At 32.4% G+C, this 23,910-nt stretch carries 20 protein-coding genes; 17 read left to right on the top strand and 3 right to left on the bottom strand.

The window, feature by feature from the left end; translation table 11 throughout:
* Nucleotides 1–166 precede the first annotated feature (166 nt).
* Complete coding sequence (locus tag LPB88_RS08200; protein WP_230714467.1) at nucleotides 167–1,345, top strand: thioredoxin fold domain-containing protein; 1,179 nt, start codon at nucleotides 167–169, stop codon at nucleotides 1,343–1,345.
* An 88-nt stretch (nucleotides 1,346–1,433) separates the two neighbouring features.
* Nucleotides 1,434–1,931, top strand: a complete 498-nt coding sequence (locus LPB88_RS08195; RefSeq protein WP_230714465.1) for a GNAT family N-acetyltransferase — start codon at nucleotides 1,434–1,436, stop codon at nucleotides 1,929–1,931.
* A gap of 256 nt (nucleotides 1,932–2,187) precedes the next feature.
* On the opposite strand, the gene LPB88_RS08190 is transcribed toward LPB88_RS08195, so the two are convergent.
* Nucleotides 2,188–2,775 carry a glutathione peroxidase gene (locus LPB88_RS08190; protein ID WP_230714463.1) on the bottom strand — a complete coding sequence of 196 codons (588 nt, stop codon included), beginning with the start codon at nucleotides 2,773–2,775 and terminating at the stop codon, nucleotides 2,188–2,190.
* A gap of 387 nt (nucleotides 2,776–3,162) precedes the next feature.
* On the bottom strand, nucleotides 3,163–3,315 hold the full coding sequence (locus LPB88_RS08185; RefSeq protein ID WP_230714461.1) for a hypothetical protein: 153 nt from the start codon (nucleotides 3,313–3,315) through the stop codon (nucleotides 3,163–3,165).
* Nucleotides 3,316–3,665: 350 nt separating this feature from the next.
* On the opposite strand from LPB88_RS08185, the gene LPB88_RS08180 reads away from it, so the two are divergent.
* The 4 genes from LPB88_RS08180 (at nucleotide 3,666) to LPB88_RS08165 (ending at nucleotide 6,287) form a co-directional block, all read left to right on the top strand.
* Nucleotides 3,666–4,196 carry an RNA polymerase sigma factor gene (locus tag LPB88_RS08180; RefSeq protein ID WP_230714459.1) on the top strand — a complete coding sequence of 177 codons (531 nt, stop codon included), beginning with the start codon at nucleotides 3,666–3,668 and terminating at the stop codon, nucleotides 4,194–4,196.
* Complete coding sequence (locus LPB88_RS08175; protein ID WP_230714458.1) at nucleotides 4,196–4,984, top strand: anti-sigma factor domain-containing protein; 789 nt, start codon at nucleotides 4,196–4,198, stop codon at nucleotides 4,982–4,984. Before LPB88_RS08180 ends, LPB88_RS08175 begins: the two co-directional genes overlap by 1 nt.
* 92 nt (nucleotides 4,985–5,076) lie before the next feature.
* Nucleotides 5,077–5,466, top strand: coding sequence for a DoxX family protein (locus LPB88_RS08170; RefSeq protein ID WP_230714456.1), 390 nt, complete (start codon nucleotides 5,077–5,079; stop codon nucleotides 5,464–5,466).
* 89 nt (nucleotides 5,467–5,555) lie between these two features.
* On the top strand, nucleotides 5,556–6,287 hold the full coding sequence (locus LPB88_RS08165; RefSeq protein ID WP_230714454.1) for a DUF3667 domain-containing protein: 732 nt from the start codon (nucleotides 5,556–5,558) through the stop codon (nucleotides 6,285–6,287).
* 95 nt (nucleotides 6,288–6,382) lie between these two features.
* Here LPB88_RS08165 and ccsA read toward each other — a convergent pair whose 3' ends face one another.
* Nucleotides 6,383–9,604 (bottom strand): cytochrome c biogenesis protein CcsA, encoded by a 3,222-nt coding sequence (gene ccsA / locus LPB88_RS08160; RefSeq protein ID WP_230714452.1) that lies wholly within the window; start codon nucleotides 9,602–9,604, stop codon nucleotides 6,383–6,385.
* Between the two features lie 311 nt (nucleotides 9,605–9,915).
* On the opposite strand from ccsA, the gene LPB88_RS08155 reads away from it, so the two are divergent.
* The 11 genes from LPB88_RS08155 (at nucleotide 9,916) to LPB88_RS08105 (ending at nucleotide 23,713) form a co-directional block, all read left to right on the top strand.
* Entirely contained in the window at nucleotides 9,916–11,604 is a 1,689-nt protein-coding gene (locus LPB88_RS08155) for a glycoside hydrolase family 28 protein (RefSeq protein WP_230714447.1), read from the top strand.
* 178 nt (nucleotides 11,605–11,782) lie between these two features.
* Entirely contained in the window at nucleotides 11,783–12,544 is a 762-nt protein-coding gene (locus LPB88_RS08150) for a Rossmann-like and DUF2520 domain-containing protein (protein ID WP_230714445.1), read from the top strand.
* Nucleotides 12,528–13,055 (top strand): HAD family hydrolase, encoded by a 528-nt coding sequence (locus LPB88_RS08145; RefSeq protein ID WP_230714443.1) that lies wholly within the window; start codon nucleotides 12,528–12,530, stop codon nucleotides 13,053–13,055. The genes LPB88_RS08150 and LPB88_RS08145 overlap by 17 nt, the downstream gene beginning before the upstream one ends.
* 149 nt (nucleotides 13,056–13,204) lie before the next feature.
* A complete protein-coding gene (locus LPB88_RS08140; protein WP_230714435.1) occupies nucleotides 13,205–14,131 on the top strand; it encodes a geranylgeranylglycerol-phosphate geranylgeranyltransferase in 927 nt (308 codons plus the stop codon).
* On the top strand, nucleotides 14,124–14,708 hold the full coding sequence (locus LPB88_RS08135) for a Maf-like protein (RefSeq protein ID WP_230714433.1): 585 nt from the start codon (nucleotides 14,124–14,126) through the stop codon (nucleotides 14,706–14,708). The genes LPB88_RS08140 and LPB88_RS08135 overlap by 8 nt, the downstream gene beginning before the upstream one ends.
* A gap of 10 nt (nucleotides 14,709–14,718) precedes the next feature.
* Complete coding sequence (locus LPB88_RS08130; protein WP_230714431.1) at nucleotides 14,719–15,249, top strand: mechanosensitive ion channel domain-containing protein; 531 nt, start codon at nucleotides 14,719–14,721, stop codon at nucleotides 15,247–15,249.
* 111 nt (nucleotides 15,250–15,360) lie between these two features.
* Complete coding sequence (locus LPB88_RS08125) at nucleotides 15,361–16,461, top strand: AI-2E family transporter (RefSeq protein WP_230714429.1); 1,101 nt, start codon at nucleotides 15,361–15,363, stop codon at nucleotides 16,459–16,461.
* Between the two features lie 85 nt (nucleotides 16,462–16,546).
* On the top strand, nucleotides 16,547–18,358 hold the full coding sequence (locus tag LPB88_RS08120; RefSeq protein ID WP_230714428.1) for a hypothetical protein: 1,812 nt from the start codon (nucleotides 16,547–16,549) through the stop codon (nucleotides 18,356–18,358).
* 190 nt (nucleotides 18,359–18,548) lie between these two features.
* Nucleotides 18,549–19,085, top strand: coding sequence for a hypothetical protein (locus LPB88_RS08115; protein WP_230714426.1), 537 nt, complete (start codon nucleotides 18,549–18,551; stop codon nucleotides 19,083–19,085).
* A gap of 249 nt (nucleotides 19,086–19,334) precedes the next feature.
* Nucleotides 19,335–21,866, top strand: coding sequence for a PIG-L family deacetylase (locus LPB88_RS08110; protein ID WP_230714424.1), 2,532 nt, complete (start codon nucleotides 19,335–19,337; stop codon nucleotides 21,864–21,866).
* A 122-nt stretch (nucleotides 21,867–21,988) separates the two neighbouring features.
* Nucleotides 21,989–23,713 carry a sodium:solute symporter gene (locus LPB88_RS08105; protein WP_230714422.1) on the top strand — a complete coding sequence of 575 codons (1,725 nt, stop codon included), beginning with the start codon at nucleotides 21,989–21,991 and terminating at the stop codon, nucleotides 23,711–23,713.
* Nucleotides 23,714–23,910 lie beyond the last annotated feature (197 nt).

Raw genomic sequence — 23,910 nt, 5'->3', positions numbered from 1 at the left:
GTATTACTTTTTTAAAGAAACGCCTGAGTTTAAACGTTCTTTTCGATATTACAAAGTTACAAACTTCGCATTGTATTTAACTTATAAATAGGAAGATATTAAGGTAGCTTTTAGAAAAAGGGAATATATTTGTAGAAGCGATTTTTTTGATTAAAACAAACTTGATATGCGTTTTCTCTCTATACTCCTTCTTTTTTTGTCGTTGCAAACTGTAAAGTCTCAAAATCAGTTTGTTCCTGACGATACACCTTATAAAATAGCACTAGAAACGGCAAAACTACAAAACAAACCTCTTTTTGTGATGCTTTACGCAGATTGGTGTCCGCATTGTAATCAAATGAAGAAAGAAGTTTTTAGTGATCCAAATGTGATAGCTTTTCTGAAAGAAAACTATGTTTGCGCCTGGAAAAATATTGAAAAAGAGGAAGGAATTGCGCTTAAAGACAAATACAATACTAAATCGCTACCTACTTTCTTATTTATTGATTCAAATACAGAAACACTTTTGTATGCTTTAAAAGGCGAAATGAAAACGCCGGAATTTATGACTGAGGTAAAATATGCATTGAATTCAAGGATGCAATTACCTTATTTAGAGAAAGAATTTCTGAATGACCCGAGTAATTCGACTAAGTTTTTTGAGTATTTGAATACTTTGAAAAAAGGAAAAGACAGAACTGATTTATCAATTCCGACACATGTTTATTTGAATACACAATCTGATGAACAATTAGTTAGCGAAACCAATTGGCGTATTATCGCAAATGGTGTTACTGATATAAAATCGAGGGAATTTCAATATGTTTTAAAACATCAAAAGAAATTTGCAGCTGTGACATCTCAAAATCGTGTAGATAGAAAAATAGAAAGTATTGTAACGGAATTACTCCGTCCTTATGTGGACAATCTGGATACGATAAACTATTATAAACAAAGGGAAGTTGCAAAATCTATTAAATTGCAAAAAACAGATTCTCTTGTTTTTAAGTTTGATTTGACGTTGGCTGAAAGAACAGAGAAATGGCAGTTTTATAAAAAAGTGACCCTTGAAGACACTCAGAAACTAGTGTGGAATGATGCAAGTTTTCTAAAAGATATTGGACAAACTTATTTGAAACATATTTCTGATGCTGAGAGTTTGAAAAAGTCTATTTTCTGGGTAAAACATTCTTTAGAATTAAATGATTCTTATGATGGAAACTTACTCGTAGCAAGGCTTTACAATAAAATAAAAGATAAAAAATTAGCTTTGCAATATGCTAAAGACGCCAAAGAAATTTGTACCGAAATGACCTGGAGCACTAAAGAAGTCGATACTTTATTGACTGAATTAAATACTAAATAATATCAAAAAAATAGCCACGAATTCACGAATTAAAATAAAAAATGTTAGATAATAATTCGTGAATTCGTGGCGAAAAAAAACAAAAACCATGAGCCTTAATCTTAGACCAGCAACCACAAACGACTTAGAAAAAATTCTGGAAATTGTAAATCATTCTATTTTGCATACTACAGCAAATTATAGTTATGATGTTCAAACTCTTGAAGTTCAAACAAAATGGTTTGAAGACAAAAAAGCTAAAAACTTGCCTATTGTTGTAGCTGATTTAGACGGCAAAGTAGTTGGCTTTGGGAGTTATGGGCAATTCAGGGAAAAAATTGGGTATCAATATACTGTTGAACATTCTGTATATGTGGTTGATAATGTAATTGGTAAAGGAATTGGATCTCAATTACTGACAGAGTTGATTCGGTTGGCAAAAGAACAAGGTTTTCATGTTATGATTGGCGCTATTGATGCTGATAATGCGGGAAGTATTGCTTTTCATGAGAAATTTGGATTTGTCGCAATAGGAACCATTCGCGAAGTAGGTTATAAATTTGATCATTGGCTTGATTTGGTTTTCATGCAATTGATATTGAAATAGCGTTGAAGTTGATGGCACGCGGATGACGCGGATTCATTAAAGCGAAAACACGGATTAAAACGGATTTTTTTTCTCATTTTTAAATCATATATTTCTTGTAAAAACAATTGCCCTAGCCCTGATGGGAGGAAAAATCCTTTTGCCTTTTTCTTTAAAAAGCAAAAGATTTGGAAGGACAGCAGGAAATAGCTCCAAAAAAAAAATCCACAAATCTGATTTACTCAAATTTGTGGATTTTTGTTTAGATACTTATAAATTAGCTTTTAATCCAGTTTATAACTTCTGGTTCTGTTACTAAAGTTTTTGGTTTGATCACTTTTACTAATTCTCCTTTTTCGTTGATTAAGTATTTTTGAAAATTCCATTCTACTTCAGAATCCTGTAAACCATTTTTAGATTTTTGAGTCAGGAATTTGTAAACCTCACACATATCATCTCCTTTTACAGAAACTTTATCCATCATAGGAAAAGTTACACCATAATTTTGTTGGCAAAATGTCTCAATTTCTTTGTTTGTTCCCGGTTCCTGAGAAGCAAAATTATTAGCAGGAAAACCTACAATTACAAAACCTTTGTCTTTATACTCTTTGTATACAGCTTCAAGATCTTTGTACTGAGGTGTTAATCCGCATTTTGAAGCGGTATTAACGATCAGAATTTTTTTCCCTTTCAAAGATGCAAAATCAAACGGATCTCCGGATAAATCTTGTACTTTAAATTGATAAATCGTTTCTTTTGTCATGACTTTATCTGTTTTAGATCCTTTAGTTTTACTTGTTTGTGCCTGAAGCTGAGAACTCAGGAAAAATACCACACTGCAAGCTATAAATACTACTTTTTTCATTGTTTAATTTTTTATAAATTTAGTTAAAATCTGTCTCACAGAAAGTTTTTACTTCTATTATTTTTATTAAAGATTAGTTAAAAAAATGAAGCCTAACGTTAATCAGACGTTAGGCTTCCCCCCATACAAACAAATCAAACCATGAATTAATTATTATGCTTTTATGCAATTTCTTTAGATTATAGTTGATGCCTCGGTTATAGAGAACTTTTTTTATAGAATTACAATATTCTTAATTACTAAATGATTCTTTTATGGCGTTGATTGTGACTAGTTTTCTTTTATTTGTATGTGAGTAATTTCGATTATCTGTACTTTCTATTATTAAAAAATTTCGAGCGGAAGTCCGAGGACATCAACTACTATATATTTTGATTTTTTATCTTCTTATACTTTGGTAATTGGGTCAAATAAAACACTTGAAGACGAGTATGAGCATTTTACTTTCCCTTTTCTAAATTCTTCATTTCCAAAATTGCTAAGCGCCAGTACAGCGGTTAGACAAACAATCAATATTCTTAAATAAGTTATGTTATTCATGACATTTAATTTTAAGTTAGTTTTTACTTCCCGAACTTCTTTAAACAAATGTTAAATTTTACAATTCCAACTTCTTTAATAAGCTTCTAATAATCAAACTAAAAGCCTTTATTTTCCGTTTTCTGCTATTTTCTTAAATAATCATTTTATGTTATAATAGCATCTACGTAATTGGATTGCTTTTGGTTTTAAAAAAATGAAAAAAAATTAAACTTTTTTCCAAATCCCTTATTTTACTAAGTGTATTGCTGTTAAAAAAAATCTAATTTTCATAAAAAAATAAATTATCTTTATCTCAAGTAATGAAATAATGTTTAATAAATTTTGTTTAAGCTTTAAAATCCAAATCTATGAGTCAAGAAGAATTATTAGTATTAATTTACAAGAAAGACGAACGAGCTTTTACCCATTTGTACGATATGTACTCTAAAAGTTTGTTTTCGGTAATCAATGTTCTTATAAAAAACCGAGAAGAAGCTGAAGATGTTTTACAGGATGTTTTTGTTAAAATCTGGAAAAACATAGATTCTTATAACGAAAGCAAGGGTCGGTTTTATACATGGATCCTTAATATTGCCAGGAATACTTCAATAGATAAGCTGAGATCTAAAAATTTTAATGACAACAAAAAAAACCTTTCATCAGATAATTTCGTAAATCTGTTAGACGACAGTAACAAACTCGTTAATAAAATTGATACCATTGGTATACAAGAATTTGTAAAAAAATTAAAACCAAAATGTATCGAAATTATCGATTTGTTATTCTTTAAAGGATATACCCAACAAGAAGCCTCAGAAGAATTGGCAATGCCGTTGGGAACTATCAAAACGCAAAACAGAAACTGTATTAACGATTTAAGAAATTATTTAAAGATCTAATGGAAGCACAAGAATATATTGAATCAGGAACTCTAGAACTATATGTTTTTGGTCTGTTGACCGAAGCTGAAAATTTAGAAATAGCCGAAATGGCGAAAAAACATCCAGAAATGGATCAGGAAATTATTGCGATCGAAAAAGCGATTGTAGCTTTATCATCGAGCTTCTCCCCTTTCCATTCTGTAGCCAATTTCGAGAAGATAAAAGCCCGTTTAGAATTGAAACATGGCAAAGTTGTCGACATGAAACCGACTTCGAGCTGGACACAATATGTGGGCTGGGTAGCAGCAGTTTTACTGCTTTTAGGTCTTGGTTACCAAACTCTGGAACTTACAAAAACAAAAGAAGCCATTGCTACTGTTGGAACTGAGAAAAGTAAAATCGAAAAAGATTATGCTTACTTAGGACAACAAAACAAAGAGATTTCTAAAAGTTTGACTATTGTAAGGGATATTAAAAATACTGGCGTAACTCTGGGCGGACAAGCGGTTTCTCCAAACTCATTTGCAAAAGTGTATTGGAATAAAGATACTAAAACGACTTATATTGATGCTGCCGGTTTACCAAAACCTCCAAAAGGAATGGTTTATCAGGTTTGGGCTTTAAAATTGAGTCCGGTACTAACGCCTACAAGCATTGGTTTACTGGATAACTTTGAAGGAAATTCGCAAAAAATATTTGCTGTTGATCAAACACAATCGGCTGAGGCTTTTGGAATTACTTTAGAGCCTGCTGGCGGAAGCTTAACACCAACAATGACACAATTATATACTTTAGGAAAAGTTTAAAATTAAGCTTTGATAAAACTTAAAACGCATATTATATTTTAATATGCGTTTTTTTATTATTTTTAATCAAACTAACACATAAACAATTAATTATGAACGGAACCTTACTTTTAAGAATTGCAGTTGCTATTATCCTCTTAGCGCATTCTGTTTTTGGAATTTTTAATAACGGAATTAATGATTTTGGAAATTTATTTCTCAATCAAATTGGCTTTGCTCCTTTTGGCGTAGTTTTAGCCTGGGCCATTAAGTTGTCTCATATAGTTGCGGCTGTACTTTTAATCTGGAATAAATACATCAAGTTAGCTGGATTTGTAACCATTTTTATTTTGATTATGGGAATCATTTTAGTACACTTTCAAGAAGGCTGGTTTGTTGTTGGCGGTGGAAGAAACGGCGTTGAATACAACTTTTTACTGATTATTGTTCTGCTTGCAATTATGTATCCTAATGGATTAAAAAAGGATAGTGTTCTCAGTTAATTTTTTGATTTTTTATCATTCAAATATCATAAAAAACTAAAGAATATATTCTTATCATTGCAGAACTTAATTCTGAAAATACCACAAAAATGGAAATAATTTGTAAAAACTGCAGGCACGTTTTTCACGGAAAGTATTGTAATAATTGTGGGCAAACTGCTGATACACACAAAATAAATGCGCACTTTTTATGGCACGATATTCAGCATGGATTATTTCATTTTGATGGAGGGGTTCCTTATTCTTTAAAACAATTATTTACCAGACCAGGTCATTCCATTAGAGAGTTTATTGAAGGAAAACGCGTTAGACATTTTAAACCTTTATCCTTGGTTGCAATTTTGGCAGCATTTTATGGTTTTTTATATCATTATTATCATATCAATTTGTTTCAGTCTTCTGATAACTCTAATTTAGATCTAAAAGATTTTAACGAGTGGAATGCCACTCATTTTGCTTGGACCACCATTGCAACGATTCCGCTTTTTACTATAGGAACTTATATTGCTTTCAGGAACCAAGGTTATAATTTTGTTGAATATTTTGTTTTAAATACTTTTAAGGCTGCACAAAGACTCTTTTTACAAATTTTAATGTTTCCATTTATACTGTACTTTAATGGAACGTCGCATATTCTGATACTTACAAAAATAATTTACATACTCAGTATTGTATTGATATTTTGGACTAATATCCAGTTTTTTAATAAAATTACTAAAACCAGGGCATTCTTTCTATCAATTTTAAGTCATCTCATTTTTTTGGTCTGTTTTTTAATCATCGCTAGCTTATTGCTTCTGATTACCGGAAGAATAACTTAATAAATTTGTAATAAAATAATTTAATCTATAGCAATAAAAAAAGGTTCAACTTAACGTTGAACCTTTTTTATGAATTAATAATTACTTCTAATTATCTATTTTTTAATCTTTTTAACCTTTTTGGTTTTATAGTATTTGTGGTATTTTGGGTATGTTAATGCTCCAATTACGGTAATTGTTCCTAATGAATAATAAACCCAGCTTAATGAATGTGCTTCTCCGCTTGCGTAAGAGTGCAGTCCAACTAAGTGGAAGTTTACTCCGTAATACGTGAATAAAATAGATACAAAGGCATACATAGTCATTAAATTGAAGAACCATTTTCCTCTTAGTGAAGGAACAAAACGAGCGTGAATTACAAACGCATAAACCATAATCGAGATTAAAGCCCAAGTTTCTTTTGGATCCCATCCCCAGTAACGACCCCAGCTTTCGTTGGCCCATTGTCCTCCAAGGAAGTTACCAATAGTTAACATAATTAAACCAATTGTAATTGACATTTCGTTGATATAAGTGATCTCTTTAATGTTTAGTTCCATTTTAGTTTTGTTTTTCTCATTAGTAAAGAAAATCAATACCAGGGACACAAAACCTAAAATCATTCCAAGTGCGGTAGGTCCGTAACTTGCCACAATAACGGCAACGTGAATCATTAACCAATACGAATTCAAAACGGGTTGTAAATTTGCAATTTCAGGATCTATCCAGTTAGCGTTTGATGCCATGAAAATCATCGCCGTCACAAATGCTGCAGATGCCACTGTAAGTTTTGATTTGCTATCAAAAGCCAATCCGAAGAACATTGTTGACCACGCCACATATACAATTGCTTCGTAAGCGTTACTCCAAGGTGCGTGACCTGAAATGTACCAACGTCCAATTAATGCTAGAGTATGAAATGCAAATATGATTCCTATTAATATATGAAAACCATTTACGGTGATTCGCAACCATTTTTTATCGAAAAAGATACTGAAAAGTGTAAAAATCAACATAAAGATTCCAGAAAGAGAATACCAGTAAAACATTTTTGGCAAAATATTATAGGTATTATAAGCAATCTCAAGATCAATTTTTTGTTCACTTGGACGTACTTTACTTCCAAATTTCTTTTGGAAACCGTTGATACTTTCTACTAATTGATCTGCGGTTTTAAAATCTTTAGAAATAGAACCATTGTTTAAAGCACTAAAATATAAAGGCAGAATTTGCTTAACATACGTAGAGTCCATTCCTTTTAATCCTGCGTGATCTAACTCTAAATAAGAAATCCATTTGTTGTTTGGATCATTCGGGATTGGGAAAATTCTCAAGATACTTCCGCTTAATGCAGATTCCATTAAGTTTACTTTTTTATCTGCTTCGATAAAATCTTTCTCAAAACTATTTGGATTTCCAGCTTTATATGCAGCATCTAAATAAGGTGCAAGTTTATAATTTCCGTTTTCATCAAAGAACTTTACAAAAGGTGCTAATTTCATTCCCCTTTCAAGACCAATAATTTTACGAATACTATCATCTTTTGTGTTAAGATAAATAATTGGAACCTGTATCCAAACCTGAGCGTATTGCGTCATAGACAAAAATACCTGATCAGAATTCATTCCGTTATAAGTATCGCTCTGACTTACTTTACGAAGCAATTCAGATGAAAAAGTATTAATAGGTTTCATTCTACCACCGGCATCCTGAATAATCAAACGTCCAAATTTGGCTGCGTGTGCTTCCGGAGCTTTATAAATAGACAATAAAGAGTCTAATTGTTTCTTACTTGGCGGAGCAGTTACGTGATTGGCGTGATCTTTAGGATCAGTTGTATGATCGTGATCATGACCTGGTGTATGAACGTGTGGCGCCTGAGCAAATCCGCTCAAACCAATCATTAAAACCAAAATGGTAATTAATTTTTCTTTTTTCTTTTTCACAACTTCCAGTTTGCGTTTCAAATCTGCAAAACGAGAGTGTTTTGTGAACATAATTGCCATTAATCCGAAAAACAACATAAAGTATCCTAAATAAGTAATTGATGTCCCCCACCAATCGTGGTTTACAGATAATACGGTTCCTTTTTCGTCCGGATCAAATGAAGATTGAAAAAATCTGTATCCTTTATAATCTAAAACGTGGTTCATATAAATACGCGCGTCAAAAGTCTCTGTAGAATCCTGAACGGTTACTTGACTTTCAAAAGACGAATAACTTTTTTCTGTTCCAGGATATTTTGCAGCAATAAAATCGTTTAATTTAATTTTGAAAGGTGTTACATAAGCTTTACTTCCGTAAAATAAACTGTATTCTATTTTACCAATTTTAACTGTTTGAGGCTCTCCTACACTACCTTTCGATCCTAAAAGTCTTACTTCTTTTTCCTGACCTTCAGCTTTAATTTTTACAATTACAGCATCAGTGTGAGATTTGGCTTTATAGTCATTATTTGACTCATAATCAACCGTTCCTCTTACAGCAGGATCCGGAAACACAATTCTAATATCTCCAATACTGTATAACGAACGCATCATAAGCGGTTGTATATTGTCTTTGGTTACCGCTCCTTTAAGTTTATCTGCCATTCGCATAAACTCTCCTTCAAAAGGCGTTTGAATCGTATATTTTTCTCCGGTTGTATTAATGTTAATTGCACCATCTGTTGGCTTATTTAAAGCAAACAAAACGTTATGGATATTTTGAACTTCACCTTCTTTCAGGAAATGTTCTTCACGTCCGCCAGCTCCAGCTTCAACTAGTTTTAAGTATAAAGTTCCTTTTGGGTCTGGTTTAATAGTTTCTTTTGCGCCCATTATATAGTTAACGTAAGTCACTTCAAATGGCGTTTCATTAAATTTACCTGAAAGCGTAAAATCGTTGTTTGTTACTGGTGAAAACAATAGGTGTTTCTCAAAAACTCTACGTTTCATTGCGCCTTTGTATTCTCCATCTGCAAAAACAGTTAAGAATGTTTTATCTGAATAAATTTGATTTTCGGTAGCACCTTCACGAATCGGCATCATACCTTCGTAGCTGATGTAACGTGTAATAAAAGCTCCTAAAAGAATAAAAATAAAAGCAATATGAAGCAATAAAGTTGCCCATTTTTCCTTTTTAAGTAATTGGTAACGTTTGATGTTTCCGAAGAAATTGATCATAAAAAAGACCATTATCGCTTCAAACCACCAAGTATTGTAAATTAAAATTCGGGCTGTATCTGTGTTGTATTTACTTTCGATAAAAGTTCCAACACCCATTGCGATTGCAAATGTTAAAAAAAGAACAGACATTAAACGTGTAGAAAACAAAAAAGAGAATATTTTTTTATCCATTTTTAGGGAATTACATTGTATAAAAGTGCCACAAAAGTACTTAAAAATGTTGAGTTCCAATATTTGTCATTTGTTAATAAAAACTAAAAACGGTATGGTTTTTTGTGGCAAGTTCTCATAATGACAAGAATATATTTACAAATAAAATACAATTGTGCGATCTTTTTGTTTTTCAATATATTTTTATATGTTTGTGTAATCGATTACAATATCAATTTGTTGTTTTTACAGCTTTGTTATTGAATTGTTAATACAAATCAAAGCTTTAATTTAGACAAAAGACACCATTAACAAAACAGAGAACCTAGATAATGAGTATAAAAACCACTTCACTAAATCTATTAAACATTGTTCTGACAGTTTTAATGATAAACTGTTCAGATGCCTTAATTGCTCAAAATTCTAAGGATAATTATCCAGGCGTTGAGTTTAAGATGGCGAAAGTCAAAGAACCCGTTATTCCCAAAAACACGGTAAATCTTAAAGATTTTGGTGTTGTAAATGGTGGTTATGTCCTAAATACTAAGGCTTTCGCCGATGCAATAGAAGCGCTTACTAAAAAGGGCGGTGGAAAAGTAATTATTCCACCCGGAATCTGGCTTACGGGACCAATTATTCTAAAGAGCAACATTGAATTGCATGCGGAAACTGGTGCTTTAATAAAATTCTCAACAGATAAGACTTTATACCCAATTATAGAAACAAGTTTTGAAGGCTTGAATACCTGGAGATGCATCTCTCCTATTTATGGTAAAAATCTGGAGAACATTGCTTTTACCGGAAATGGTGTTTGGGACGGTTCGGGAGAAGCTTGGAGGCAAGTCAAAAAAAGCAAATTGACAGACGAACAATGGAAGAAGTTTGTGGCTTCTGGCGGAGTTCTTAATGAGAAAAAAGATTCTTGGTATCCATCTGAGCAATATTTGAAAGGTTCAAAAGGTGCAGATCAGAATATTCGTTTAGATTTAAAAACCAAAGAAGATTTTGAAGCCATTCACGATTTTCTGCGTCCGGTATTGGTGAGTATTCAAAATAGTAAAAGAGTATTATTTGATGGACCAGTATTTCAAAATTCACCTGCATGGAATATTCATCCTTTGATGGTTGAAGATTTAATTGTTCGAAACGTAACCGTTAGAAATCCTTGGTATTCTCAAAACGGCGATGGTCTGGATGTAGAATCCTGCAAAAATGTAATTATCGAAAACTCCAGTTTTGATGTAGGTGACGATGCTATTTGCATTAAATCAGGTAAAGATAAAGATGGCCGTGATCGCGCCGTTCCCTGCGAAAATATCATTGTGCGAAATAATATTGTTTATCATGGACATGGTGGCGTAACGGTTGGAAGTGAAATGTCAGGAGGCGTAAAAAACCTTCACGTTTCTAATTGTACTTTTATGGGAACTGATGTTGGTTTACGTTTTAAAAGCACGCGTGGGCGTGGCGGAATTGTAGAGAACATCTACATCTCAGATATTTTTATGACCGATATTCCATCACAGGCAATTTCTTTTGACCTTTATTATGGAGGGAAATCTATTGCTGAAACCTTAGCCGAAGGCGGAAATAAAATCAATACCAAAATGGTTCCTGTAAATGAAGAAACACCACAGTTCAGTAATATTTCGATAAAAAATATTACTATAAGAGGAGCTTATCAGGCTGTGTTTTTACAAGGATTGCCTGAAATGAATCTCAAAAACATTGAAATCTCCAATTTAATTGCAAAAGCAGAAAATGGCTTTTCAATCATCGATGCTGACGGTATCAAAATTAGCAATATCAAACTAGATATCGAAAAACCAACTGTTTTTGAGATTTATAACGGAAAAAATATGTCATTTAAGAATGTAGAATTTAATTCGGTTTCAGATAAAGCGATTTCTGTTAACGGAGAGTTTTCTAAAAATATTCAATTTACATCGTCTCCAAAATTAGAATTTTCGAAAATTACAACGATTAATGAAATTGTGCCGAAAGATGCTGTGAAGTTTTAAGCAAATAAGAATCAATACTCTAACCCGTTGTTCGCAATTATCTCATTAATTAGCAACAACGGTTTTCTTTTTTTAAATGAAAATCTAAAGTTTACCCCTCTATTGTTAGCAGGCTGTAGACGAAAGACAAACGGATTAAAAGCAATCTACATTAAAAAAATAATGCTAATTTTGCGCTATGACTCGAATAACGATAATTGGTTCCGGAAATGTTGCGCAGCATTTGATAAAAGCTTTCACGAAAAGTGAACTTATTGAAATTGTACAGGTTTTTTCGAGAAAAAAGGAAGCTTTAACTTCCCTAATCAGTTTTGATAAAATTGTAAATGATTTTAACGAATTAATTGAAGCCGATTTATACATTATCGCCGTTTCAGACAAAGCAATTTCGGAAGTTTCTAAGCAATTACCTTTTCAAAACCGAATTGTAGTTCATACTTCGGGGGCAGCTTCACTTGATGTTTTAGATCCAAAAAATAGAAAAGGTGTTTTTTATCCCCTTCAAACATTTTCTAAAAACAAAGAAATTGATTTTTCAACAGTTCCGATGTGCTTGGAAGCTGAAAATACATTTGATTTTCGGGTTTTGGAAGCTGTGGCTAAAAGTGTTTCAAATGCCGTTTTTCCAATTAATTCAGATCAAAGAAAAGCATTGCATGTTTCGGCTGTGTTTGTAAATAATTTCACGAATCATTTATATCAGATTGGTCAGGAAATTTGCAACGAACATCAGGTGCCATTTGAAGTTTTAAAACCTTTAATTCAGGAAACTGCCGAAAAAATAAAAACTCTGGATCCAATTGATGCACAAACCGGACCTGCAAAACGTAAGGATTCAACGACAATTGAAACGCATTTGGAGTATTTAACAAATGAAAATCAAAAGAATATATATAAACTACTAACTCAATCTATACAAGATAATGGCAAAAAGTTATAAAGAAATAATGAACGATATTACAACATTTGTTTTTGATGTTGATGGCGTACTAACAGACAGTTCGGTTTTTGTAACCAATGAAGGAGAAATTCTTCGCACGATGAATATTCGTGATGGTTATGCAATGAAAGCAGCTGTAGAAAGTGGCTATAATGTTTGTATTATTTCTGGCGGAAGTAACGAAGGTGTTCGCGTGAGACTTCATAATTTAGGAATTAAGGATATTCATTTAGGAACTCCTGACAAAGTTGCAACTTTTAAAGAATACACTGATCTTTATAATATAAATTCAGAGCAAGTGTTATATATGGGCGATGATATTCCTGATTTTCATGTCATGAAATTAGTCGGTTTACCAACTTGCCCACAAGATGCAAGTCCTGAAATCAAAAATATTTGCCGTTATATTTCGCATGTAAAAGGCGGAAAAGGAGCAGCTCGTGATGTTATCGAACAAGTAATGAAAGTACAAGGGAAATGGATGGAACATTTTAGCGGGAAACACGATTAAATAATTTTAGATTTTTGATTGTAGACTTTAGATTGTAGACTTTTGACTACTTTGCGACTAACTTTGTCAAAGTTTAAAACTTTGACAAAGAGTTCAAATCAAGAAAAACTTAGAACCTTAGTAACTTAGCCACTTAGAACCTAAAAAAAATGAAATTCCTCAAACTCATTCGTTATCAAAACCTATTGATGCTTGCTTTTATGCAAGTTTTGTTTCGTTATGCCTTTTTAAAACAGCAAAATATTCCATTGGCATTATCAGATTTTCAATATGGTTTATTAGTTTTAAGTACTGTTTTATTAGCAGCAGCGGGTTATGTAATCAACAATATTTATGACGTTGCGACGGATACAATCAATAAACCAAATGATGTTGTAATTGGCAAAGGAGTCTCTGAAACCCTTGCTTACAATATCTATATCGGCCTAAATATTACAGGAGTGGCGATAGGCTTTTATTTATCAAATGTTATTTTGAGACCTGGTTTTGCAACCATTTTTATTCTAATTGCTTCATTGCTTTATTTTTATTCTACCACATTAAAACAAATAATGATTGTAGGCAATATTGCTGTGGCTTTAACACTGGCTTTGAGTGTTATTATTATTGGTGTTTTTGATATTTTTCCGGCAACCAATTCTGAAAATCAGGCGCAAATGGCGAGTCTGTTTTCGATTTTGACAGATTATGCCTTGTTTGCTTTTATGATTAACTTTATCCGAGAAATAGTTAAAGATATTGAAGATGTAAATGGCGATTACAATCAAGGAATGAATACATTACCAATTGCTATTGGAATTAGTAGAGCTGCAAAAATAGCGTCTGGATTTGCTATTATTCCGTTTCTTTTATGTTTGCTTTATATCAATACTTATTTTCTTAAAAACAATCTTATTTTTGCTACACTTTATGCATTTGCTTTTGTTTTAGCTCCGTTATTATACTTCATCGTTAAGATATTTGGCGCAAAAACTTCAAAAGAATTTCACCATTTGAGTACCGTTTTAAAACTAATTTTGCTTTTCGGAATTTTATCAATTCTGGTTATTACCTTAAATATTCATTACAATGCTTAAAGAAAAACTCAAAAAATATACTTTAATTCTTGCTTCAGGATCACCAAGAAGACAACAATTCTTTAAGGATTTGGATCTGGATTTTGAAATTAGATTAAAAGATATCGAAGAAATATATCCACCTGAATTAAAAGCAGTGGAAATCACTGATTATTTGGCTGAACTTAAAGCAAGTGCATTTGAAGGAGAACTAAAAGAAAACGAAATTCTGGTTACGAGCGATACCATTGTATGGCACCAGAATAAAGCATTAGGAAAACCAAAAAATGCCCAAGAAGCCTTTGAAATGATCAAATCAATGTCGAATACAACACACGATGTAATTACTTCGGTTTGCTTCAAAACAAACACTACTTCTACCCTTTTGAATGATATTACTAAAGTTACCTTCAATGATTTATCAGACGAAGCTATTTTATATTATATCGAAAATTATAAACCTTATGATAAAGCTGGTGCTTATGGTATTCAGGAATGGTTTGGTTTTATGGCAGTTGCAAAAGTTGAAGGTTCTTATACCAATGTTATGGGACTGCCAACAGCTAAAGTTTACGAATATTTGAGTACTTTAGTGTAAAAATTTATTTATGTTTTCTTTTAAAGAATATAGCGAGGAAATTTTAAGCACCGTAATTGTCTTATTTGCTTTAGTAGCATTGAGAGTTATTATTGCAAAATTAATCCGCCGTTACGCCAGTACAAGTCAGTTATTAGAGCATCGAACTAATTTAGTTATAAAGTACATTCATATTTTAATGAATATCTTAGTTGTAATTAGTCTGATTGTAATTTGGGGCGTTGAAACCAAGGATATTTTTATAACCGTTTCTTCAATTACTACCGTTATTGGTGTTGCAATGTTTGCGCAATGGTCTATACTGAGCAATATTACCTCGGGAATGATTTTGTTTTTTTCATTTCCATTTAGAATTGGAGATACAATAAAAATCCACGATAAAGATTTTCCTATCGAAGCCGAAATCGAAGACATTAGCGCATTCCATGTCAATTTAAAAACAAAGGAAGGCGAACGAATTATTTTTCCAAACAATTTACTACTGCAGAAAGGTATTTCGATAATGCCTGCTCAATACGAAGAAAAGGAGTTTTTTGACTAAAATTAAAATGGTAATTTTATAAACTAAAGGAAGAAAGCTAAAACGTTATTACTGAAATAAATTGTAATATTTGTTTAGCCAATTTTACTTTTACCAAAAACTCCATAAAAAATGATTCAGCCAATTAAATTGCCTTTCTATGCGAAAATTTCGTGTATACTGATAAGCCTGATTTCCTTTGGCTACATTTTTTGCATTGCAAAAGATGTTATTACACCAGTATTAATGGCTTTTTTGTTTGCTGTTTTATTGCTTCCGATATTTACTTTTTTTAAAACAAAATTTAAATTTTCGAGACATCTTGCAGCGATTAGTTGTGTTTTACTCTTTGCTGCTTTTATTGTTGGAATTTTAGTTTTTATATCCTATGAAGTAACGGATATGGCCAATGATTTCAATACAATAAAAAAAAATACAAACGCTTTTATAACAGATATTCATAAGTTCATTAGAGAGAATTTTCACATAAGTATTGGAGAACAGAAAAAATATCTGGATAATGTAACTAAAGATTCCGTCCAGAACAGTAAAACAACAATTAGTTCAGCAATTGTATCTATTAGCGATTTGCTTTTAGATTGTACTATTATACCCATTTATACTTTTTTGTTTTTATTATATAAAGACCATTTTATACTTTTTCTTACAAAACTAATTAACAAAGAAAATCACGGCATTCTTAAAGATATTTTATCTCAAATAAAAGTATCGATAAACAATTACATCCTTAGTTTAATTATTGAAATGATAGTTGTATCAGTATTAACGAGTTTGGGTCTTTGGATTATTGGCGTAAAATATTTTATTCTTTTAGGATTAATTACGGGAATTCTAAACATCATTCCATATATTGGAATCTTGATCGCTGGTGTAATAACCGTTTTGGCTTCTTTGACAGGTTCTGCTGAAATTTCAATTATTCTGGGAATTCTTATCGTAAATATCATTGTACAATTGATTGATAATAATCTAATTGTGCCATTAATTATCAATTCTAAAGTAGAAATTAATGCTTTTGTATCTATCATCGGAATTATTATTGGCGGAGCTTCAGCAGGAATTTCAGGAATGTTTTTAGCCATTCCGCTTTTGGCAATTTTGAAAATTATTTTTGACAGAATAGAATCATTAGAAGCATGGGGTTATGTTATGGGCAATCATATGCCTAAAAGATTTACGTGGAGAATACGGAAAGTTAAAGCGGAGAATTAAAAATAGAACCAATTAATAAATTTTAAGAGTATAATTTTCGTATATTGATTTAAGAACCATTTGTAAGCCAGTCAAAAATCATCTAATGTTTGTAAACAGAAAAATAATTATTTTTATTCTATTATGCTTTTGCTTACAAGGCACTTATGCCCAGGTTACTCCACAAAAAAAAGACAATAGCGAAATCTATAAGAAAATTCGAAATTATTCTAAAAAAAATAAATTTACGCAAAGTCTTCACAAACTGTTCTTTAAAACAAATAAACCCCGCGCAAAAGAGGAACTTCATTTAAATGATACCATAAATTTTGATGGTAAAATCATCCGAAATATAACTATTGTTACGCTAGATCCTTTTGGTCATTCTATTACTGATACAACTCAAGTACCTAAAAATTGGGGAGAAAGAACCGGAAACAGATTGCATTTAAAAACAAAAAAAATAGCAATTTATAATCTCTTGTTATTTAGGAAGAATACACCTTATAATACTTATAAAGTACAGGAATCCGAACGTTTGATTCGAGCTCAAACTTATGTAACTGCGGTTAGAATTTCGAATCAACTGGCAAATAAGGAGTCCGATTCTGTAGATGTTACTATTCGTGTTTTAGATTCGTGGAGTACAATTCCAAAGTTTTCAATATCAAGTAATCAGGTTTCATTTGGAATAAAAGAAAAAGACTTTTTGGGTACTGGGCAGCAGCTCGAATATCGTTATAGAAATAGGTTTGATGATGGTCGAAATGCCAACGAAGCCACTTATACGATACCAAATATCAAAAACACTTATATAAAAACAATTTTAAATTATAAAACTGATCTCGATGGCAACTATACAAAAAGTATAGATATCGAACGCGATTTTTATTCCCCTTTAACCAAATGGGCGGGTGGCGTTTATGTGGGACAAAATTTTAGAAAAGATACTTTGCAGGCTCCTGATCTCACGTATGCCTCTCAGCCTTTTAAATATAATTTTCAGGATTTTTGGGCCGGAAAAGCATCAAAGGTTTTTGAAGACGAAACAAACGGAATCACAAATCTAATTGTCTCCGGACGCTTTTTAAATGTCAATTATACCGAATCTCCAGCTGAACTTTATGATCCCACACATTTCTATTCTGATGAAAAACTAATTTTAAGCGGGATTGGAATCAATACTCGTAAATTTATAAAAGACAGTTATATTTTTAGAAATGGACAGATAGAAGACGTTCCTGTCGGACGAATTTATGGCATTACTTTAGGGTATCAGTATAAAAATACCATGTGGAGACCTTATATAGGAGGTCAGTTTTCTTTTGGGAATTATTATAAATGGGGATTCTTAAGCACCAATTTTGAAGCTGGAACTTTTTTTCACGATTCAAACACGTATGAAACTGCTTTTTCATTTGAGTCTAATTACTTCACCAAACTCTTTAGTATTGGAAACTGGAAATTAAGACAATTTATTAATCCTAAAATAGTTATAGGCGCAAACCGAGAGAACGTTATTGGCGATCAGCTTAATATAAACGAACAAAATGGTTTAGCCGGTTTCAATAGCGCGATATACGGAACTAATAAAATGGTTTTATCTTTACAGACCCAAACTTATTCTCCATATTCTATCTTGGGATTTCGTATGAATCCATTTTTCAACTATTCTATTGCGGTATTAGGAGGCCCAGATAATGCAATGGGACGCAACAAAGGATATTCAAAAGTGACTTTAGGTTTATTGATCAGTAATGATTACTTAGTATTTAGCGCCTTTCAGCTTTCGTTGTCATACTACCCGACAATTCCTTACCAGGGAGATAACGTATTTAAAACCAATACTTTTGAAACTTCAGATTTTGGTTTGCAAAGTTTTGAACTGGCAAAGCCAAGAATTGTTGAATATAAATAAGTAAAAAAACATCATTTTTTTTTATTTTCTTAATATTATCAAAACAATTTAAAAATCAAACATTTACAAAAATAGTAAACAAATAACACTCGATAAAAAGCATAATTTATCCGACGAAATGCATTTGGTTTTAATTTTTGGCACAGTATATGAATATCCCTATACAGAACAAATATTAAAACTAAAAAAAATGAAAACAATAAAAATAGCAATCATTGGTTTATTCCTTTTGGTTGCAAGTGCTACACAAGCGCAAGTATCAATAAGCGTTAATATTGGATCTCCTCCAGCTTGGGGACCGGTTGGATATGAGGAAATGGAATATTACTATTTACCGGATATCGAAGCTTATTATGATGTTAGAGCTTCCCAGTTTATTTATTTTGGAGGAGGAAGATGGGTTAGAGCAACTTATTTGCCTAGACAATATAGAAACTATGATTTGTACGGAGGTTACAAAGTAGTTTTGAATGATTATCATGGTAGAACTCCTTACGCTTATTTTGATCGTCACAGAGTAAAATATTATAAAGGATATCACGGAGCACCTCAAAGATGCTATAATCCAAGACCAGTAGCGTATGGTTACAACGATCGTTATGATGATCGTAGAGATTACAAACATTATGACAAAAAGCGTTATGATAAACACGACAGACATGACGACGATGACGATCATGATCACCACCGTAAACATGATGGTCCTTACGGTCATGGAAGAAGATAAAATTGCAGGAAACTATAAAGACACAGAAAACAAATTGAAATAATTTCTGTAATCCTAAGAAATACCACTTGATTTAATACTTTAAATCAAATCCCTTAAAAGCTGTCAGATTTAGTCTGACAGCTTTTTTTTTGAACCATTTTTCTTAAAAAAGCAAATCAATAACCAAACATTAACATTTCATTTAAATACTGTTCAAGGATATAATTAGTATTTTTGAAGCTCTATCAAAAAACACTTAACCACGCTATGCGAAAAATTCAAGTACAAATTCTTCTTATTTTTCTAACAGGAATTTCAATTTCTTTTGCACAACAACCACAAAAACCAAGTTCAGTCGAAATTTACAATCAAATTAAAAAATTGAACTTCTTAGGTTCTGTTTTGTATTTAGCAGCGCATCCGGATGACGAAAACACCCGTTTGATCTCTTATATGGCAAATGAAATGAATGCAAGAACCGGTTATTTATCTCTAACCCGAGGTGATGGAGGTCAAAATTTAATTGGTCCGCAATTGCGTGAATTATTAGGTGTTATAAGAACTCAGGAATTAATAGAAGCCAGAAAAATTGATGGTGGAGAACAGTTTTTTTCGCGAGCGAATGATTTTGGTTACTCTAAAAATCCGGATGAAACTTTAGTAATCTGGGATAAAGATAAAGTCCTTGCTGATGTTGTCTGGACGATTAGAAAATTTCAGCCCGATGTAATTATAAATCGATTTGATCATCGTTCGCCAGGAACCACGCACGGACATCATACATCATCAGCAATGTTGAGCGTCGAAAGTTTTAAGCTTACAAACGATCCTAAAGTCTATCCGGAGCAATTAAAATATGTAAAACCATGGCAAGTAAAACGTTTGTTTTTTAATCCGTCCTGGTGGTTTTATGGAAGTCAGGAAAGATTTGATGCTGCTGATAAATCAAAATTCACCAAACTGGAAACTGGAGTTTATTACACTGGAATCGGAAAATCGAATCAAGAAATTGCAGCTTTAAGTCGAAGCCGCCACCAGTCGCAAGGTTTTGGAAGTACTGGATCTCGTGGCGCAGAAACAGAATACCTCGAACTTATTAAAGGAGATAGTCCAATAGATCGTGATAATTTATTTGACGGAATTGACACCTCGTGGAACCGCGTTAAAAACGGAAAACCTATTGGAGAGTTGATCACAACTATTATTGCAAAATATGATTTCAGCAATCCATCGGCAAGTATTCCTGATTTGGTTAAAGCTTATGCTATGATTGAAGCTCTGGAGGATGATCACTGGAAAACTGTAAAGGCTACAGCAATAAAAAACATAATAGCATCATGCTCCGGGTTATATCTCGAAGCCGTTGTCTCTGAGCAGGAAGCAACTCCGGGAAGTATTATTAAACTTAGTCTAGAAGCAATTAATAGATCTTCTGCCGAAATGCAATTAACCAGCGTAACTTCATTACCGGACAATAAAAATACAGCTCAAAATATTCTGCTAAAGAATAATAACGATCAAAAAATAAATCTGCAGATTCAGCTTCCAAGCAATATCGAATATACACAACCGTATTGGCTGAAAGAAAAAGCAAGCGTAGGAATGTATACGGTTTCGAATCAGGAAAATATTGGAATTCCGGATATTATCAGACAAGTAAAAGTTGTTTTTAATGTAAAAATAAGCGGCGTTGAAATTCCGTTTGAACGCACTGTTGTTTACAAATACAATGATGGTGTAAAAGGAGAAATGTACAATTTTCTGGATATAGTTCCAGAAGTTACAACATCAGTTCTTGAAAAAGTTTTAATTTTTGGAAGTACAAAAAGTAAAATGGTCCCTGTAAAAGTACGTGCAGGAAAAGATGGAATTAAAGGGAATTTACAACTGGAATTACCTAAAAGCTGGGATGTTTCTCCAAAAGAAATTCCATTTACACTTGAGAAAAAAGGAAACGAACAAATCTTCTATTTTGAAGTTACACCACCCGTAAATCCTGAGGAAGTAGTTGCAAAAAGCATTGCAATTGTAGACAATAAACGTTTTGACAAAGACGAAACTATTATTGATTACCCGCATATTACCAAACAAATGGTATTGAAACCAGCAGAGTCAAAATGTATCAGAATTGATTTAAAAACAAATGGAGACTCCATTGCTTACATCATGGGAGCAGGTGACGAAGTTCCGGAAAGTTTAGCGCAAATGGGTTATAAAGTTTCGGTTATAAAACCTGAGGAAATTACACCTGAAAAACTAGATTCTTTTAATGTTGTCATTACCGGAGTTCGCGCTTATAATACCGTAAATGCTTTGGCAAACAAACAAAATATCCTTTTTAATTTTGTGAAAAGTGGTAAAAATATGATTGTACAGTACAATACTTATGGCAAAATGGTTACGGACCAAATTGCGCCTTATTCACTAAAAATCTCAAATGATCGTGTGACCGAAGAAAATGCTAAAGTCACTTTTCTGGCACCAACTCATCCCATTTTAAATACACCAAATAAAATTAGTCCTAAAGATTTTGAAGGTTGGACACAAGAACAAGGTTTGTATTATCCTGACCAATACGATCCTGCCTTCATTCCTATTCTATCTTCGCATGACAAAGGAGAATCTGCTAAGAATGGAGCATTATTGGTAGCGCCATACGGAAAAGGATACTATATTTACACTGGTTTAAGCTTCTTTAGAGAATTGCCCGAAGGTGTTGCAGGTGCATATCGATTGTTATCGAATATGATTTCGTTAAAACAGCCAATAGAAGCTCCAAAACAAGAATTAAAGAAATAAACATTCATAAAATGGAAGCTAAAAAAACAAAAAAATGGAAAAAAAGCTACACCTACGTTTTGGTGGCCAATGCTATTTACATTTTGATTTTTTTCTTAATCATGCAATTATACTCATAACCTATGCAATTATTTGATTGGATCGTACTTATTGTTACTCTTTTATTTATTGTTGGGTACGGCTCTTGGAAAACCAAAGGAAGTAAAAATGTCGAAGATTTTATCTTAGGAAACAACGAAACACCTTGGTACACCGTTGGACTTTCGGTTATGGCCACACAAGCCAGCGCCATTACTTTTTTATCTACTCCGGGACAAGCTTATCATGACGGAATGGGTTTTGTGCAGTTCTATTTTGGATTACCAATTGCAATGATTGTGATTTGCGTGACTTTTATTCCTTTATATCATAAAAACAAAGTATTTACCGCTTACGAATTTCTTGAAAAACGATTCGATCTTAAAACTCGTTCACTGGCTGCGATTCTGTTTTTAGTTCAAAGAGGTTTAGGAACCGGATTGACCATTTATGCTCCTGCCATTATCTTATCAGCTCTTTTGGGTTGGAATTTAACTTTAATGAATGTTATAATTGGTGTTCTTGTGATCATTTACACCTTTTCAGGAGGAACAAAAGCAGTAAACGTAACCCAAAAACAACAAATGTTTGTAATCATGTCGGGAATGTTTATTACATTTTTCCTGATTTTACATTATCTGCCAAACGATATGACTTTTACAAGTGCCTTACATATTGCGGGTGCAAATGACAAAATGAATATTGTAGATTTCTCTTTTAATCCTGAAGAAAAATATACTTTCTGGAGCGGAATTACGGGAGGTTTTTTCTTAGCCCTCGCCTATTTTGGAACAGATCAATCTCAGGTTGGTCGTTATTTATCCGGAAAATCAATTCGCGAAAGCCAAATGGGATTAATAATGAACGGACTTTTAAAAGTACCAATGCAGTTCTTTATTCTGTTAACCGGAGTTATGGTTTTTGTATTTTTTCAATTCAATCCAGTTCCGTTAAATTTTAATCCGAATAATAAAACTGTTATAGAAAAATCGGCTTATAAAGAAGAATATCACGCCCTAGAAAAGAAATTAAGTACACTTTCAGAAGATAAAAAAGTAATCAATTTATTGTATATCGATCAGCTGAATCAGGATTTTGATAATCCGATTTTAAGAAAAGAATTGGTTACCTTATCCAATAAAGAAAAAGATTTACGCGATCGCGCCAAAGAAATCATCACAAAAGCTGACCCGGCTAGTGAAACAAATGATAAAGATTATGTCTTTTTCCATTTCATCCTGCATTATTTACCAAAAGGATTGATTGGTTTATTATTAGCCGTAATTCTTTCAGCAGCAATGTCATCAACCGCTTCGGGTTTAAATGCTTTGGCTTCTACAACGGCAATTGACATTTACAAACGAAACCTGAAAACCGAAAAATCAGAGAAACATTATTTACACGCTACTAAATTCTTCACTTTATTCTGGGGAGTTGTAGCAATTCTTTTTGCCTGCGTTGGAACTTTATTTGAGAATTTAATTCAGTTAGTAAATATCATTGGATCCATTTTCTACGGAACCGTTCTAGGAATCTTCTTAGTTGGATTCTACTTGCGTCGCGTAAAAGCAAAAGCTATGTTTTACAGCGCTATTATTAGCCAGACAACCATTTTTATTATTTATTATTTTATGATCTATAAAGAGGAAAAACTGGGTTATTTGTGGCTGAATTTTATTGGAGCAATGTTAACTATAATACTTGCGTTGCTGATGCAAGTTGCGTTTTTCAAAAATGAAGCGGATTCTGAGGAAGTTGTTTTGGAGTAATTTAAAATAAAAAATTCTATCTAATAATCTTCTTTTTGAATAATCTGAATTAAAAAACAAATCTGTTAGGTATCATCAATTACTGTTTGTTCCATCGAAACATTTCATAGGTAGAAAAAAAATAATCACAATTCAATATCATGCCGTAGGCAGGTTTGGTAAATTTTATATGCATATTATTTATCAAACGTTCTTAC

This window comes from Flavobacterium sp. JAS (genome assembly GCF_020991455.1).
Taxonomy (GTDB): Bacteria; Bacteroidota; Bacteroidia; order Flavobacteriales; family Flavobacteriaceae; genus Flavobacterium.
Note: the sequence above shows the minus strand (reverse complement) of the source record. Positions and strands in the feature narration are given on the sequence as shown.